This window comes from Janthinobacterium sp. FW305-129, assembly GCF_020858115.1.
Classification (GTDB): domain Bacteria; phylum Pseudomonadota; class Gammaproteobacteria; order Burkholderiales; family Burkholderiaceae_D; genus Janthinobacterium.
On the sequence record NZ_JACYMM010000005.1, the window covers coordinates 216671 to 232762 of the forward strand.

The 16092-nt window shown below is 66.2% G+C and carries 13 protein-coding genes; 11 read left to right on the forward strand and 2 right to left on the reverse strand.

Annotated features, from left to right (window positions below; translation table 11 throughout):
• Positions 1-180 precede the first annotated feature (180 nt).
• The gene (locus tag IGS61_RS12100; RefSeq protein WP_230539795.1) at positions 181-687 is read left to right on the forward strand and encodes a hypothetical protein; all 507 of its coding nucleotides are present in this window, start codon (positions 181-183) and stop codon (positions 685-687) included.
• Here the strand turns inward: IGS61_RS12100 and IGS61_RS12105 are convergent, their stop codons facing one another.
• The gene (locus tag IGS61_RS12105) at positions 688-1953 is read right to left on the reverse strand and encodes an MFS transporter (protein WP_230539796.1); all 1266 of its coding nucleotides are present in this window, start codon (positions 1951-1953) and stop codon (positions 688-690) included.
• Between the two features lie 74 nt (positions 1954-2027).
• Here IGS61_RS12105 and IGS61_RS12110 point away from each other — a divergent pair, with 74 nt between their 5' ends.
• On the forward strand, positions 2028-2627 hold the full coding sequence (locus tag IGS61_RS12110) for a GNAT family N-acetyltransferase (protein ID WP_230539797.1): 600 nt from the start codon (positions 2028-2030) through the stop codon (positions 2625-2627).
• A 118-nt stretch (positions 2628-2745) separates the two neighbouring features.
• Complete coding sequence (locus IGS61_RS12115; protein ID WP_230539798.1) at positions 2746-4284, forward strand: POT-type proton-dependent oligopeptide transporter; 1539 nt, start codon at positions 2746-2748, stop codon at positions 4282-4284.
• Positions 4285-4335: 51 nt separating this feature from the next.
• On the opposite strand, the gene IGS61_RS12120 is transcribed toward IGS61_RS12115, so the two are convergent.
• Entirely contained in the window at positions 4336-5979 is a 1644-nt protein-coding gene (locus IGS61_RS12120) for an alpha-D-glucose phosphate-specific phosphoglucomutase (RefSeq protein ID WP_230539799.1), read from the reverse strand.
• Between the two features lie 168 nt (positions 5980-6147).
• Between IGS61_RS12120 and IGS61_RS12125 the strand changes: the two genes are divergently transcribed.
• The 8 genes from IGS61_RS12125 (at position 6148) to IGS61_RS12160 (ending at position 16092) form a co-directional block, all read left to right on the forward strand.
• Complete coding sequence (locus IGS61_RS12125) at positions 6148-6633, forward strand: sigma-70 family RNA polymerase sigma factor (protein WP_230539800.1); 486 nt, start codon at positions 6148-6150, stop codon at positions 6631-6633.
• 8 nt (positions 6634-6641) lie between these two features.
• Positions 6642-7733 carry a FecR family protein gene (locus tag IGS61_RS12130; RefSeq protein WP_230539801.1) on the forward strand — a complete coding sequence of 364 codons (1092 nt, stop codon included), beginning with the start codon at positions 6642-6644 and terminating at the stop codon, positions 7731-7733.
• 87 nt (positions 7734-7820) lie between these two features.
• Positions 7821-10244 carry a TonB-dependent siderophore receptor gene (locus IGS61_RS12135; protein WP_230539802.1) on the forward strand — a complete coding sequence of 808 codons (2424 nt, stop codon included), beginning with the start codon at positions 7821-7823 and terminating at the stop codon, positions 10242-10244.
• Positions 10245-10295: 51 nt separating this feature from the next.
• Positions 10296-12686 (forward strand): TonB-dependent siderophore receptor, encoded by a 2391-nt coding sequence (locus IGS61_RS12140; protein ID WP_230539803.1) that lies wholly within the window; start codon positions 10296-10298, stop codon positions 12684-12686.
• A 352-nt stretch (positions 12687-13038) separates the two neighbouring features.
• The gene (locus IGS61_RS12145) at positions 13039-13785 is read left to right on the forward strand and encodes a DUF4198 domain-containing protein (protein ID WP_230539804.1); all 747 of its coding nucleotides are present in this window, start codon (positions 13039-13041) and stop codon (positions 13783-13785) included.
• A 2-nt stretch (positions 13786-13787) separates the two neighbouring features.
• The gene (locus IGS61_RS12150) at positions 13788-14123 is read left to right on the forward strand and encodes a DUF3649 domain-containing protein (protein WP_230539805.1); all 336 of its coding nucleotides are present in this window, start codon (positions 13788-13790) and stop codon (positions 14121-14123) included.
• Positions 14120-15739: a PepSY-associated TM helix domain-containing protein gene (locus tag IGS61_RS12155; RefSeq protein WP_230539806.1), complete on the forward strand. Its 1620-nt coding sequence runs from the start codon at positions 14120-14122 to the stop codon at positions 15737-15739. Before IGS61_RS12150 ends, IGS61_RS12155 begins: the two co-directional genes overlap by 4 nt.
• Positions 15739-16092, forward strand: coding sequence for a DUF3325 domain-containing protein (locus tag IGS61_RS12160; protein WP_230539983.1), 354 nt, complete (start codon positions 15739-15741; stop codon positions 16090-16092). The genes IGS61_RS12155 and IGS61_RS12160 overlap by 1 nt, the downstream gene beginning before the upstream one ends.

Sequence of the window (16092 nt, forward strand, 5' to 3'; positions counted from 1 at the left end):
TCGCGCAGGCGACGGCGCAACCGGCCGCATACGCCGGGACTGGACTGGCAGACCAAAAGCTGCCAGCGCCTGCCCGGCAGCCCCGAGAGCCCCGAGAGCCATCTTCCACGGAAGGTGGCTTTTTTTCGTCTTGCTTTTTAGAAATTTCAACGATTGCCCGCCTGCACGTTTTGCTTTAGCATGGCCGCCATCGTCCCTCTTTCTCACGCCACCATCATGCAGCCACGCGCCTCCTCTTCCAAAACCACCATCATCGCCGGCATCCTGGCCGGCTTGCTGGCCGCCGGGCTCGGCGCTTTCTACCTGCACCAGCAGGCCGCACCGCACGGCACCAATACCCCGGCCGCCAGCAGCCCGGCGCCGGAGCAGAGCGCGCGCGCCGTCGATGCGCTGATGGCATTGCCGGAGATCAAGGCCTGGTCGGCGCATATCGAAAAGGCGTCCGGCGGCCGCGCCCACGGCGCCGTGATGGAAACGTCGCCCGATGCGCGCCTCATCGATGGCAAGCCCTACTATGACCTGAACTTCGTGGAAAACACGCCGGATGCGGCGCACCGCTGGGAAAGTTTCGTCGTTTCCCAGGATGGCAAGCGCATCCTCGTCGACGACGTCGTCAGCGGTGAGCTGATCAGCCTGGAGCAATGGCGCAAGGACAATGCGCCCATGCAGCGCATCGCCACCCAATAACTACCTACGCGCGGCCCCCTGCGGCGCCGCGCCGCGCACGCGCGCCACCCACCACACCGTCCACAGCGACAAGCCCGCCGCCAGCCAGCCATTGATGCCATAGCCGCTGATGTGGCCGGCCGCATCCGACTGCAGTGTCAGGCCGCCCAGCCAGGCGCCCAGGCCGCTGCCAAAACTTTGCAGGGCTGAATTGGCGCTGAGAAACGCGCCCCGCTTGTGCGGTTCCGGTATCGTCGTCAGCAGCGCCTGCAGCGGTACCATGCGGCCCGAGACGAGGGCCATAAAGAAGGGAAACGCCAGCATCAGCGCCAGCAGCGGCAGCTGGGGCAAGTGCGTCATGAACAGCAGCGGCGCGATCGACAGCAAGGACACCCAGCGGTACACCTGCTGCTTGCCGGCCCGGTCCGCCCAGCGGCCGATCAGGCGCGCCGTGAAGATCGTGGCGCAGCCGCCCGCCAGGTAGACCCAGGTGACGTCGGCCGGCGCCAGCCCCATATTGCCGACCAATACGGGCGAAATGAAGGGAATCACCAGCATGCCGGCCGTCATATTGACAATGGACAAGGAAAACGCTTGCAGGTGGCGCCGGTCCCGGAACAGCGCCAGCAGGTTCGGCAGCACCTGGCGCAGCGGCGTGGCAGCGGCGCCCATGTGCGCCGTCAGCGATGGCAGCACGCGCGCCGCGCCCAGCCAGACCAGCAGCGACAGCGCGACCAGCAGGAAAAACGGCGAAGCCCAGCCAAAGTGCGCGGCCAGCACCACGCCGATGGGCACGCCGCCCACGGCCGCCATGGCAAACGAGGTCATGACGACGCCCGTGGCCGCGCCGCGCCGCTCGGCGGGAATCACGTCGCCGATGATGGCCATGACGATGGCGCCCAGCACGCCGCCCGTCAGCCCGGCAAACGCGCGCGACCACAGCAGCACATGGAAGTTCGGCGCCAGCGCGCAAGCGAGGTTCGACACGGTGAACAGGCAAAACATGGTCAACAGCAATTTTTTGCGGTCGAAGCGGTCGATATACGTGGCCGCCAGCAAGCCGGACAGTCCCGCGCACCAGGCGTAGGCCGAGACGGCGCCCGAGACGGCAGCCGGGCCGATGTGGAAGGCCTGCATCAGCTGGGGCGCCAGCGGCATCATCACCATGAAATCCATGATGACGGTAAATTGCGTCAGCGCAAGTAGCCACAGCATCGCGCGCTCGCGCGCCGGCGTCAGAGCCGCGCCAGCGGAGATATCAGGGGAAGGGCTCGGTACAGGTTTCATGCGGCAGATCTTAAGGATGGCGGCGCTGGACGGCAAGGTTTACTTTCTGGCATCAAAGCCCGATACTCGCCCACATGCCCGCCATCACCATCCGCCCCCTCGCGCCAGACGACGCGCCCGCCTACCGCGCGCTGCGCCTGGCCGGCATCGCCGAACTGCCCGCCGCCTTCTGCACGACGTACGCGGCGGAAAGCGGCTTGCCGCTGGCGCAGATCGCCCAGCGCTTGCGCGCCTCTTCACACCAAATAATATTTGGCGCCTTCCACGAGGAACAATTGATCGCCATGGCCGGCCTGCGCCGCGAAGCGATCGCCGTCGTGCATGACAAGGCCAGCCTGTGGGGCGTGTACGTGGCGCCGCAGGCACGCGGGCATGGCGCGGGACGGCAACTGGTGCAGGCCGCCATCGACCATGCCTGCGCCATTCCCGAGCTGGGCCGCGTGCGCCTGGCCGTGGCGCAGGACAACCACGCGGCATTGAGCCTGTACCTGGGCTGCGGATTTACCCTGGCGGACAGCCCCGCAGCGGATGGCATGCTGCAAATGCAGCTGTTGCTGCCCCGCCCCGCTCGTGCCAGTGCCAGTGCCAGTGCCAGTGCAAGTGCAAGTGCAAGCGCAAGTGCCGAAAGTAATGTCTTTATGAAAATCAATACCTTACAAATCCCTGCGAAATAGCGGACAGGCCGTTTTTTCTGTTGCAAGCAAACGCGGCAGGCCTTAGCATCGCGGCTTACAAAAAAAACTTGGGGGAGAGCCAATGTCATCGGCCGAGACACAAACCGCCACGGGCAAAATGCCGCGGCAAATACCGTACATCATCGCCAACGAAGGCTGCGAACGCTTCAGCTTTTATGGCATGCGCAACATCCTGACGCCATTCCTCATCAGCACCCTGCTGCTGATGATCCCGATCGACCAGCGCACGGGCGAAGCCAAGCACGTGTTCCACACCTTCGTCATCGGCGTGTATTTCTTCCCGCTGCTGGGCGGCTGGCTGGCCGACCGCTTCTTCGGCAAGTACAACACCATCTTCTGGCTCAGCCTTGTGTATTGCGCGGGCCATGCCTGCCTGGCCCTGTTTGAAAACAGCGTCAACGGCTTCTATTTCGGCCTGTTCCTGATCGCCTTCGGTTCCGGCGGCATCAAGCCCCTGGTCGCCTCGTTCGTCGGCGACCAGTTCGACCAGACCAACAAGCACAAGGCCAAGCTGGTCTTCGACCTGTTTTACTGGATCATCAACTTCGGCTCCTTCTTCGCCTCGCTGCTGATGCCGATGTTCCTGCGCGACTACGGCCCGTCGATCGCCTTCGGCATTCCCGGCCTGATGATGCTGGCCGCCACCATCGTCTTCTGGATGGGCGCGAAAAAATACGTGCACGTGCCGCCGGCGCCGCCGAATCCCGATTCGTTCACCCGCGTGGCCCGCACGGCCCTGCTGGCCCGCGTCGACGGCGGTTCGCGTCCCGGCCTGTACGTGGCCTACGTGGGCGTGATCGGTGCCCTGTACGCGTTCTACAGCATTCCCGAATGGGGCTTCGTGATTTCCGCGTGTACGGCGCTGGTCCTGCTGCTGGCCTTCGGCAGCATCGGCACGGCCATGCAGCTGGAACGCGCGCGCGGCATCCACCCGGACGAAGCCGTCGAAGGCGTACGCGCCGTGCTGCGCATCCTCGTCATCTTCGCCCTCGTCACGCCGTTCTTCTCGCTGTTCGACCAGAAGGCTTCGACGTGGATCGTGCAGGCGAACACCATGGAAAAACCGAGCTGGTTCCTGCCGGCGCAGATGCAGGCGCTGAACCCGATGCTGGTGATGCTCTTGATCCCGTTCAACAATCTGGTGCTGTACCCGATGCTGAACCGCTTCGGCCTGGAAGCGACGGCGCTGCGCCGCATGACGGCCGGCATCGGCTTTTCTTCGCTGGCGTGGATCGTCATCGGCTTGCTGCAGCTGGCCCTCGACAGCGGCAATGCCGTCTCCATCATGTGGCAGATCCTGCCGTATGCCCTGCTGACGTTCGGCGAAGTGCTGGTCTCGGCCACGGGCCTGGAGTTTGCCTACAGCCAGGCGCCCGTCTCGATGAAGGGCGCCATCATGAGCTTCTGGAATCTGTCGACCACGGTGGGCAACCTGTGGGTGCTGATCGTCAACCGCAGCGTCATGAACGAAGGCGTGATCGGCAAGATCGCCGAGAGCGGCATCAGCGTGACAGCCTTCCAGATGTTCTTCTTCGCCGCCTTTGCCGCGGTGGCCATGCTGGCCTTCGGCCTGTATGCGAAGCGCTACAAGATGGTCGACAATTACCGCCAGGCGGTCATCCCGGCGAAAGCGTGATGACGGTTTGATGTAACGCAATGCAGAAGGGCGCCCTAGGGCGCCCTTTTTTTACGTCGTCACGCTCGGCGCCTCGCGCCCCGTGCGCGCGCGTATCTGCGCCACTTTTTCCGCCACGGCGATCAGTCCCGCCAGCGCCTGCTGGGTCGGGATGCTGTGCTGCGCGGGATCGGCCTCGTAGCGCTCCAGGTACAGGCGCAGGGTGGCGCCCTCGGTGCCCGTGCCGGACAGGCGCAGCACGATGCGCGCGCCGTCCGTCATGATGATGCGGATGCCCTGCTGCGTCGCCACGGAACCGTCGACGGGATCCGTGTAGCTGAAATCGTCGGCCAGCGCCACCGTGTAGCCATCGAACACCTGGCCCGGCAAGGCGGCCAGCCGGCCGCGCACGGCTTCCATCAACTGCGCCGCGCAGGCGTTGTCGATGTCTTCATAGTCGTGGCGCGAGTAGTAGTTGCGGCCGTAAGTGGCCCAGTGGGCGCGCACGATCTCTTCCACCGATTGTTTTTTCTCCGCCAGCAGGTTGAGCCAGAACAAGACGGCCCATACGCCATCCTTTTCGCGCACGTGGTTCGAGCCCGTGCCGTAGCTTTCTTCGCCGCACAGGGTGGCCATGCCGGCGTCGAGCAAGGTGCCGAAGAACTTCCAGCCCGTCGGCGTCTCGTGGCAGGGGATGCCCAGCGCGCCAGCGACCCGGTCGGCCGCGCCCGACGTCGGCATGGAGCGGGCGATGCCCTTCAAGCCGGCGCGGTAGCCGGGCGCCACGCTGGCGTTGGCGGCCAGGATGGCCAGGCTGTCCGAGGGCGTGACGTCGAAGCGCCGGCCGACGATCATGTTGCGGTCGCCGTCGCCGTCCGAGGCGGCGCCAAAATCGGGGGCCTCATTGTCACCATCTCCGGCTGCCATGATGGCGATCAATTCCCGCGCATTGACGGGATTCGGGTCGGGATGGCCGCCGCCGAAGTCTTCCAGGGGCATGCCGTTGATGACGCTGCCCTTCGGCGCGCCCAGCATGCCTTCCAGGATGGCCGTCGCATACGGGCCGGAAACGGCGTGCATGCCGTCAAAGCAGATGCGCAGGCCGCCCGCGAACAGGGCGCGGATGGCGTCGAAGTCGAACAGCTGCTGCATCAGTTCAGCGTAGTCAAGCACCGGGTCGATCACCTCGACCGTCATCTGCTCGATGCGCACGGTGCCCAAGGCGTCGAGGTCGATGTCGGCCGCGTCGCTGATGCGGTATTCGCGGATCGTTTGCGTGCGCGCAAACATGGCTTCCGTGACCTTCTCGGGCGCCGGGCCGCCATTCGCGATGTTGTACTTGATGCCGAAATCGCCATCGGGGCCGCCCGGATTATGGCTGGCCGACAGGATGATGCCGCCGCTGGCGCCATGCTTGCGGATCACGCAGCTGACGGCCGGCGTCGACAAAATTCCGCCCTGCCCCAGCAGCACGCGCGCGTAGCCGTGCGCGGCCGCCATGCGCAGCACCGTCTGGATGGCCGCGCGGTTGTAGTAACGCCCGTCGCCGCCCAGCACCAGGGTCTGGCCGCGGCAGTCGCCCAGCGTGTCGAACACGCTTTGCACGAAGTTTTCCAGGTATTGCGGGGCGCTGAAGACCGCCACCTTCTTGCGCAATCCCGAAGTGCCGGGCCGCTGGCCGGCCATCGGCGCCGTATTGATAACTTGAATAGCCATGTTGTCTCCCTATTAACTTCCCATGCTAACCGATGCGGGCCGCGGGGCAAAGCGTTGTACGCCTGCCACGGTGCGGCAAGCCGCTTAACGCCGCATCCCGGCATACCGTATAATGAGAATCATTCTCATATGCGGCATTCCTGGCTGCGGACTCAGACATCGGACGCCGTGGTTGCACGCTATTACCAAGAACTGTTGAACTTTTGCTGGCGCAACTTGCGCAACCGCGAGGCCGCTGCCGACCTGGTGCAGGAAAGCTATGCGCGCGTGCTGGACGAAACGGCCGTGCGCGAACCGCGCGCGCTGCTGTACCACACGGCGCGCAACCTGCTGATCGACCAGCACCGCCGCGCCGCCCTGCGCCAGCACGAGGCACTCGACGCCCTGCCGGAGGCCGCGCATCCGGCCGCACCGCGCCATTTGCAGCCGGAACAGGCGCTGGAAAGCAGCCAGGACTGGCAAGCCTGCGTGGCCGCCATCGACGCCCTGCCGCCCCGCTGCCGCGACGCCTTCGTGCTGCACGTCTTCGAGGAATTGCCGCACGCGCAAATCGCCGCGCGCATGGGCATTTCCGTGAGCATGGTGGAAAAACATATCGCGCGCGGCATGCTCAGTTGCCGGGCGCAGTTGCATTCTTTGCGGGAAGCCACATAATGGCGCCCATGACCGCCCACCCGCCCCGCCATGATTTCGGCCCCTCCGCCCAGGAGCAGGCGGACTTGCGCGAGTACGCCGACTTTGCCGCCACGCAGGACCCGCTGGCGCTGGCGGCCGCCACCTGGTTCAGCCGGCGCGGCAACCTTGATGCGCAACAACAGGCCGAGTTTGCCGCCTGGCTGGGGGCCGATGCGCGTCACGCCCAGGAGTATGCGCAGCTAAAAGATACGCACCGCGCGGCGCGCAAGATTCCCGCCCACGTCGCCGCGCGCTGGCAAGTGCCCCAAGGCCCGCCGGCTTCCGCTCCCCGCCGGCACTGGCTGCGCGCCTTGCCGTATGCGGCCGCCGCCATGCTGCTGCTCGGCGTGGGCGCGGGCGGCTACCAGTGGTGGCAGCAGCAAGCCGTGTTCAGCCAGTCGTACGCCACCGCGCGGGGCCAGCGCCTGGCCGTCGCCCTGCCCGACGGCAGCAAGCTGCAGCTCGACACGGCCACGCAGCTGCACGTCACCGTGTACCGCCAGCGGCGCGAAGTGCGCCTGGCGCACGGCGAAGCGCTGTTCCAGGTGCAATCGAAGCAGGGGCAGCCGTTCAACGTGCTCAGCGGCCCCTTGACGGTGACGGTGGTGGGCACGCAGTTTGCCGTGCGCAACACGCTCGAACACGACGGCCAGCTGCGCGTGGCCGTGCAGCATGGCCATGTGCGCGTGGCGGGCGCGCGGCAAGAGCAAGTCGACCTGACGGCCGGCCAGGGCGTGACGGCCGATGCCGGCGGCCGCCTGTCCGCCGTCGCCAGCCTGGCCCCCGGCAGCGTGGCGCCATGGCGCGACGGCAGGATCACCTTCGACAACGTGCCGCTGGGCGCGGCGCTGGCCGAATTCGAGCGCTATGGCGACACGGGCCTGGCCGTGCGCGATCCCGCCGTGGCGCGGCTGCGCATCGGCGGCAGCTTCAGCCTGGCCCAGCTCGACCGCTTCGCCGCCGCCCTGCCCCAGCTGCTGCCCGTGCAGCTCGTGCGCAGCGGCACCGTCAGCGAGATCCGCATGGCGGCAAAAATGCCTGCGCAGGCACCGGCCATGCACATCCAAAAAAATAAATGAAAATAATTCGCATTCGCAGGTGAGGATTTTTCCCGCTGCCGCGTCTACCAGGTTAATCGAAAATAAATTAACCTGGAGAAATGCAACATGTGGTCCCCCCGCTTCAATCTGCAACCCGCCCCCTTCGCCCTGGCCGCCATGCTGGCCCTGGGCACGCTCAGCGCCGCACAGGCGCAAACCTTGTCGCCCGTCAAACTGTCCATCGCCGCCCAGCCGCTGGGGCAAGCCCTGAATGAGCTGGCGCGGCAAGCCAATCTGCAACTGCTGTTTTCACCCGACTTGGTGGCCGGCAAGACGGCGCCCGCTTTCAGCGGCACGCTCAGCGTGCGCGATGGCCTGGAGCGCCTGCTGGCTGGCAGCGGCCTGCAAGCGTCCATCGACGGCAGCGCCGTCATCATCAAGGCGTTGCCCAAGGCCACGGGCGAGACGGCGACCCTGTCGGAAATCACCGTGACGGCCAATGGCGAGCGCACGGCCACCAGCGAAGGCACGGGCGCCTACACGACGCGCGCCGTGACCCTGGCGGGCGCCGAGCGCTCGCTGCGCGAGACGCCGCAATCCGTGTCCGTCGTCACGCGCCAGCAGATGGATGACAAGAACCTGTTCACCCTGGACCAGGTGCTGGAGCAAAGCACGGGCCTGACGCGCATGAACCGCAGCTTCGGCTCGCATGAATTCCTGTCGCGCGGCAACGCCCTGTCTTACCTGATCGATGGCATGCCCGGCATTTCCGACAATGCCACGGGCTGGCTGATTCCCGACATGGCCGTGTATGACCGCGTGGAAATCCTGCGCGGTTCGGCCGGCCTGATCGTCGGCGCCGGCACGCCGGGCGGCGTCGCCAACCTGGTGCGCAAGCGCCCGCGCGCCGAAGCGCACGCGGATCTGACGGCCACCGTGGGCAGCTGGCAGCAGCGCCGCGTGGAGCTCGATGCGGGCACGCCGCTGAACGCGGCCGGCACCGTGCGCGGCCGCGCGCTGGTGGCCTATGAAGAGCGCGATTACTTCTATGACGCGGCGCACAGCCGCATGCCATTGTTCTACGGCATCGTCGAGGCCGACCTCGACGCCGCCACCACCGTGCGCGCCGGCGCGCGCCGCCAGCACACGGTGACGGACGGCTACTGGCTGTTCGGCCTGCCCCGCTACAGCGACGGCGCCACCTTGCCGCTCCGCCGCTCGACCTCGCTGGCGCAGGACTGGAACCGCCACGACGCCACCATCAGCGAGCTGTTCGCCGACCTCGAACACCGCTTTGGCACCGGCTGGAAGGCCAAAGTTGCCATCAACCGCACCTATGGGGCCTTCGACCAGCAGGCGGCCATCGTGCGCGGCAGCGTCGACCCCGCCACGCAGCAGGGAGCGCGCCTGTACACGGTCAACTACCGCAAGCAGGATATCGTCACCACGGGCCTGGACGCCAACGTGGGCGGCACTTTCCAGGCCTGGGGCGGCAGGCATGAAGTGCTGCTGGGCATGAACGCCTCGCGCGCCCTCACCGACGATCACGCGGCCTCGACCTCGCCCGGCCTGCCCTTCGACGTCTTTCATCCGAACAATACGCTGCTCGCGCAGCCCGCGCATCCGGCCTGGGACTCGCTGCCGCACCTGAACGAGCAGCATTACGGCGCCTACGCCAGCACGCGCTGGGAACTGCGCCCGGACCTGCATCTGCTGCTGGGCGGCCGCCTGAGCTGGTTCGACAAGCAGACCACGGGCAAGCTGGCCACCGATCCCGTCAGCCGCTACAAGGAAAGCCGCGAATTCACGCCGTACGCGGGCCTGGTGCACGACCTGGGCAAGCAATGGTCCGTGTACGGCAGCTACGCGAGCATCTTCCAGCCGCAGAGCCTGTACTACACGCTGGGCGGACAACCGTTGAAACCCGTCGTCGGCGACACCTATGAGGCGGGCGTGAAGGGCGAGCTGTACGACGGTCGCCTGAACGTGGCACTGGCCGCCTTTCGCATCAACAAGCGCGACACGGCCGTGTACGACGAGGCCAGCAATGACGATTGCCTGAAGTGGGACGTGACGGGCAGCTGCTACCGCAATGGCCGCCCCATCCGCAGCACGGGCATCGATGCGGACGCCAGCGGCGAAGTGCTGCCGGGCTGGCAGCTGTCGTCCGGCTATACCTACAACATCGCGCGCGGCGAAGGCGACGAGACGCCGCCCACCGTCACGCCCAAGCACATGCTGCGCGTGTCGACCAGCTACCGCCTGCCCGGCGCGTGGAACCACTGGACGGTGGGCGGCGGCGTCTCGGCGCAAAGCGGCTATGTCTATCGGGCCGATGACAATCCTGACGTGAGTTTCCGCAACGGCGGACGCGCGGTGTGGGATGCGCGCGCTTCGTACGTGTTCAACCGCAACTGGAGCGCCAATCTCAGCATCGCCAATGTGACGGACAAGGCCTATTGGGCCGCCACGGGCGAATTGCGCCGCGGCAATTACTTCGGCGAACCGCGCAACATCATCCTGACCGTGCGCTACACGCCGGCTTTGTAATCCAGGCAGGTTTCCGGCGCTACACTTTTCCACTCTCGATAAAGATATCCGATGCGACATTTCCGTTTTCAAGTTACCCCCCTCGCCCTGGCCGCCATGCTGGCCCTGGGCAACATCCCCCTGGCACAGGCGCAAACCTTGTTGCCCGTCAAACTGGCCATCGCCGCCCAGCCGCTGGGGCAAGCCCTGAATGAACTGGCGCGGCAAGCCAATCTGCAACTGCTGTTTTCACCCGACTTGGTGGCCGGCAAGACGGCACCCGCCGTCAGCGGCACCCTGAGCGTGGCCGACAGTCTGGAGCGCCTGCTGGCCGGCAGCGGCCTGATGGCTGCCATCGACGGCAACAGCGTCATCATCCGCCCGGCGCCCGCCGCCACGGGCAAGGTGGCGACCCTGGCGGAAATCACCGTCAGCGCGCGCCAGGACGCGACCATCGATACCGAGCTGACGAAGTCGTATGCGGCGCAGGCGGTGAGCATCGGCAAGGGCCGGCAAAGCCTGCGCGAGATTCCCCAGTCCGTCTCCGTGCTGACGCGCCAGCAATTGAACGACCAGAATTTACTGAGCCTGGACGACGCCATGCGCGGCGTGACGGGCATCACCGTCGAAGCGAGCAGCACGGGCGGCAACCACGGCAATTTTTACTCGCGCGGCCATGCGCTGGACTCGGTACAGGTCGATGGCGTGATGACGCCGGCCAGCACGGGCAACGATCTGTCGGCCGGCTTCGGCCTGGCCATCTATGACCGAGTGGAAGTGCTGCGCGGCCCCGCCGGCCTGCTCCAGGGCGCGGGCGACCCGGGCGGCAGCATCAACCTGGTGCGCAAGCGGGCGCGCGACACCTTCGCCGCCAGCGGCGTGCTCAGCGCGGGTTCCTGGGACCGCTACTATGCGGAAGCGGACGTCACGGGTCCCTTGAGCGCGGACGGCAAGGTGCGCGGCCGCCTGGTGGCCGCGTATGAACACCGGCGCTCCTTCGTCGACCATGTGTATGCGGAAAAACCGCTGCTGTACGGCACCGTCGCCATCGACGTGGCGCCGGGCACCGTGCTGACGGGCGGCGTCACATATCAGCAATACAAAGGCCGTCCCGCCTTCGGCCTGCCCGCCTATGAAGACGGGCGCCTGCTCGACGTGCCCCGCTCCACCTATCTCGACCCGGCGTGGAACCACATCACGGAAAAGGTCACGGAATATTTTGCCGAACTCGATCACAAACTGGACAACGGCGGCCAGTTCAAGGTGACCGCCCTGTACCGCGAGCAGGACGAGCCATCGCGCAACTTCGGCTGGCCCGATTGTTCGGCCGACCCCGTCACGGGCGACAGCTGCCTGATCAGCTGGACCTACCGCAGCCACTGGAAGACGCAGGGACTCGATGCCTGGCTGGCGACGCCGTTCCAGGCGTTCGGCCGCAGCCACGACCTGATCGTGGGCGCCGACTACCGCCAGGTGCACAAGAATTTCCGCTACGGCGGCGGCAACACTGCGCCCATCAATATCTTCCACCCGGATAACAATATCGCCCAGCCCAGCTACACTTTTACTGACGGCAACGACAACCGCACCAAACAGTTCGGCCTGTACGCGCGCACCCGCCTGCAAGCGACGGACCGGCTGGCCGTCAACCTGGGCGGACGCCTGACGCACCGGAACAACCATACCGTCAACCGCAATACGTATTTCAACCAGTTCACCGACGTCAGCAACACCATCAAGGCCAAGTTCACGCCGTATGCGGGCATGGTCTATGAGCTCGACAAGCAGGTCTCGGCCTACGGCAGCTACACGCGCATCTTCTCGCCCCAGATCACCACGGACGCTGCCGGCCAGCCCCTGAAACCACGCACGGGCCAGCAATTCGAACTGGGCTTGAAGGCGGAACTGTTCGACAAGAACGTCAATGCGCATGCGGCCCTGTTCCGCATGGAAGACGAGAACCGCGACATGCCCGATCCGGCCAACCCGCTGTTTTCCATCGGCGCCGGCAAGATGCGCAGCCAGGGCCTGGAAGCCGAGCTGAGCGGCAGCCCCCTGCCGGGCTGGAACATCACGAGCGGCTATTCCTACACCAGCACGCGCACCCTCGAAGGCAGCGATGACCAGAAAGCGCAACTGTATTCCTTCATCGCGCCTCGCCACAACTTCAACCTGTGGACCAACTATCGGCTGGCCGGCGCGCTCGACAAGATCAGCGTGGGCGGCGGCTTGCGCAGCGTCAGCAGCATGTACCGCCTGAACGGGCCCGTGAAATTCGAGCAGGGCCCCGTCACCACGGTGGGCTTGCAGGCGGGCTACCGCCTCAGCCCCACGCTGGAGCTGTCGTTGACGGTGAACAACCTGTTCGACAAAAAATACTACACGCGCGTGTGGGCCGCGTATGGTTCCAACTTCTATGGCGAACCGCGCAACGCCATGCTGACCCTGCGCGGCCAGCTGTAAAAACTCCCGCGCCCCCGCGTCCGCACGGCCGCCGCCAGCAATGGGGCGGTCGTTCTCGTTTACAACATCGCACTCTTGCATGTCTCGCAACCCCACACTATAATAAGAATAGTTCTCATTCACATTTAGACTCTCACCAGAGTCTGCACGCAGCCGGCTGGCTGATGCGCAGCTGGATGACACGCTGCGCCAGCCAGGCATCCCCGCCAAGCAAGCCTCCCCCTATCAATCAGGAAAAAAAGGAAGTTCCATGGCACGAATACGTTCGCCGGCCGGCGTAGCGCCGCCACTTCCCGGCACCGATGCGCCGCTGCGACCACCACGTTGCTCCTAACAAAACAAGGGATACACCATGCACATCACTTCCATCGCGCCCCCCGGCGCCCTCGCCACCGCCCTGCTGGGCGCGGCCTTCGCCTGCGGCAGCGCCAGCGCCCACCAGATCTGGCTGCAGCAGGACGGCAAGGCGGCCAGCGTGTACTTCGGCGAATTCGGCGACAACCTGCGCGAAGCATCGCCCGGCCTGCTGGACAAGTTCAGCATCAGGAACGTGACGTGGGTATCGGCCAAGGGCGCGCAGCCGCTGCAGGCAAGCAAGACGGCCGGCGCGTTCATCCTGAATGGCAAGGTGGGCGCCGGCGAAAGCATCATCGTCGAGGAAGACAACTACCCGTCGTGGGAAGAGAAGAAGGATGGCAAGGCCACGCGCACCGTGTGGATTCCCGCCGCGCGCCTGGTCGCCGACGGCAAGGCGCAAACACAAGCGCTGACCCTGGACCTGGTACCGACCGGCAAACCCGGCCAGTTCCAGGTCAGCTACCAGGGCAAGCCGCTGGCGCAAGCCAAGGTCAACGCCGTGGTGCAATCGGGCTGGGGCAAGGAAGCGTGGAGCGATGCGCAAGGCCTGGTCAGCTTCCCGCTGCCATGGAAGGGCACGTATGTGCTGGAAGTGCAGCACACGGACAAGACGCCCGGCCAGCGCGGCGCGCAAGCGTATGACAAGGCCATGTTCGTGACCACCCTGAGCCTGGTGCAGCCGCAAGGCGTGACGCCGCTGCCGGCCGGCCCGGCCCTGCCACCGAGCAAGGATCACGACTGACCATGCAAGCGCCTGCCATCCTTAAAATGCCGCGCCTGCGGCTCTCCGCCGGCGCCGTCTACCGCCTCGGCGTGGCCTCGCGCAGCGTTGCGGCCATCGGCGGCGGCTACGTGCTGGCCGCGCTGGTCACCATGCTGCTGTCGGTGAGCCTGCCCATGGCCCGTTCCGAAGCCGTCATGACGGCCACCCTGCTGTCGTTTGCCATCTACACCTGCGCCGTGATGTGGGTCTTTGCCACGCGCAGCGCCCTGCGCGCCTGGCTCGGGCTCGCAATCCCCGCCGCCGTCATCGCCGCCATCCTGCAGTCGATGGACGCACTCTCCTGGAGTCTCGCATGAAAGAAGGTTTCCGCCAGTCGATGGCATGGCTGCATACCTGGTCCGGCCTGCTCGTCTGCTGGATCTTGCTGCTGGTGTTTTGCGCCGGCACGGCCAGCTACTACCGCAATGAAATCACCTTGTGGATGCAGCCCGAACTGCATGGCGCCGCCGCCAGCGACGTGACGACGGAAGTAGCGGCCACCGTCGCGCAACAAGCGATGCAAGAGCGGGCCACGGGCGCCACGCGCTGGTTCATCAGCCTGCCCGGCGAGCGCAATCCGGCCACGCAGCTGGGCTGGAGCAAACCCTCGAAGCCAGGCGAAAAGAAACGCGGACGGCGCGGCAATTTCCATAGCGAGCAAGCCGACCCGGCCACGGGCGAGGTGCTGTCCAAGCCGCGCGAGACGCGGGGCGGCGAATTCCTCTACCGCCTGCATTTCGACCTGCACTACATGTCGGCCATCTGGGGCCGCTGGATCGTGGGTTTCTGCGCCATGTTCATGTTCGTCTCCATCATCAGCGGCATCGTCACGCACAAGCGCATCCTCAAGGATTTGTTTACCTTCCGGCCGAAAAAGGGCCAGCGCTCGTGGCTCGACGCGCATAACGTGACGGCCGTGCTGGCCCTGCCTTACCACATCATGATCACCTACACGGGCCTGGTCACGTTGATGTTCCTGTACATGCCATCCGGCGCCACGGCCGCCTACAAGGGTGACAAGGACGCCTTCTTCGCCGAAGCCTTCCCGGGCCGTTCGGGCGACAGCAAGCCGGCCGGCGTGGCCGCGCCCCTGACGCCGATCGCTCCCCTGGTGCGCCAGGCGGAGCAGCACTGGGGCGGCAAGGTCGAACGCATCTCCGTCAACCACCCGGGCGACACCAACGCCACCATCACGCTGTCGCGCGCGTCCGGACGCGACATGTCGTCGAAGCAGCCGTCGATGGAATTCGATGGCGTTTCCGGCAAGCTGCTGGCTACCGACGGCGACGCGCTGCCCGGCGCGGCCGCCACGCACGGCGTGATGTATGGCCTGCACATCGCGCATTTCGGCGGCCCGCTGCTGCGCGCCCTGTTCTTCCTCTCCGGCCTGGCCGGCTGCGCCATGGTCGCCACGGGCGCCCTGCTGTGGGCCGTCAAGACGCGCCAGAAGCAGGCCAAGGCGCTGGCCGCCGGCAAGCGCGCCAGCTTCGGCCTGCGCCTGGTGGAAGCGCTCAACATCGGCGCCATTGCGGGCATCCCGATCGCCTTCGGCGCCTACTTCTGGGCCAACCGCCTGCTGTCGGTGACGATGGAAGAGCGGGCGAAAGAAGAAATCGCCTGCTTCTTCGGCGCCTGGGCCCTGGCCGCCATCATCGCCCAGCTGCGCCCCTCGCGCGCCATGTGGCGCATGCAGCTGGCCGCCGGCGCCTTCCTGCTGGCGTCCCTGCCCGTGCTGAACATGTTCACCAGCGATGCACACCTGGGCGTGACCCTGTTCCTGGGGCGCGGCCCCGTGGCGGTGGCCGCTTTCGACCTGGTGGTGCTGGTGCTGGGCCTGGGCCTCGCGTATGCGGCGTTCAAATTGAAACCGCTGCCCGTGAAGACGGCCAAGGCGGCACCCGTAAAACCGGCGCCAACGATGGAGGCCGCGTGATGGAATTACTAGCCAATTTCCTCGTCTTCGCCCTGTGCTATGCGGGCCTGTCCGCACTGTGCCTGGCGATGGACCGCCACTACGCCGATCTGCACGGACGCGGCGCCGAACCGCCCGCCCCGCTGCGCCGCCGCTTGCAATGGACCGGCTGGCTGGCGCTGGCGGCGGCCCTGGCCTGGGCCATGCACATCGCCGGCGGCGGCTACGGCCTCGTCTACTGGGTCGGCAGCCTGACGGGCTGCGGCTTGCTGCTGATCTGGCTGCTGCCCTACGCCCCCCACCAGGCCATGCGCCTGGCGCGCATGATCGGCGTGGCGGCCGTGCTGGCCGCCGTCGCGCTGGCCATTCTGTGA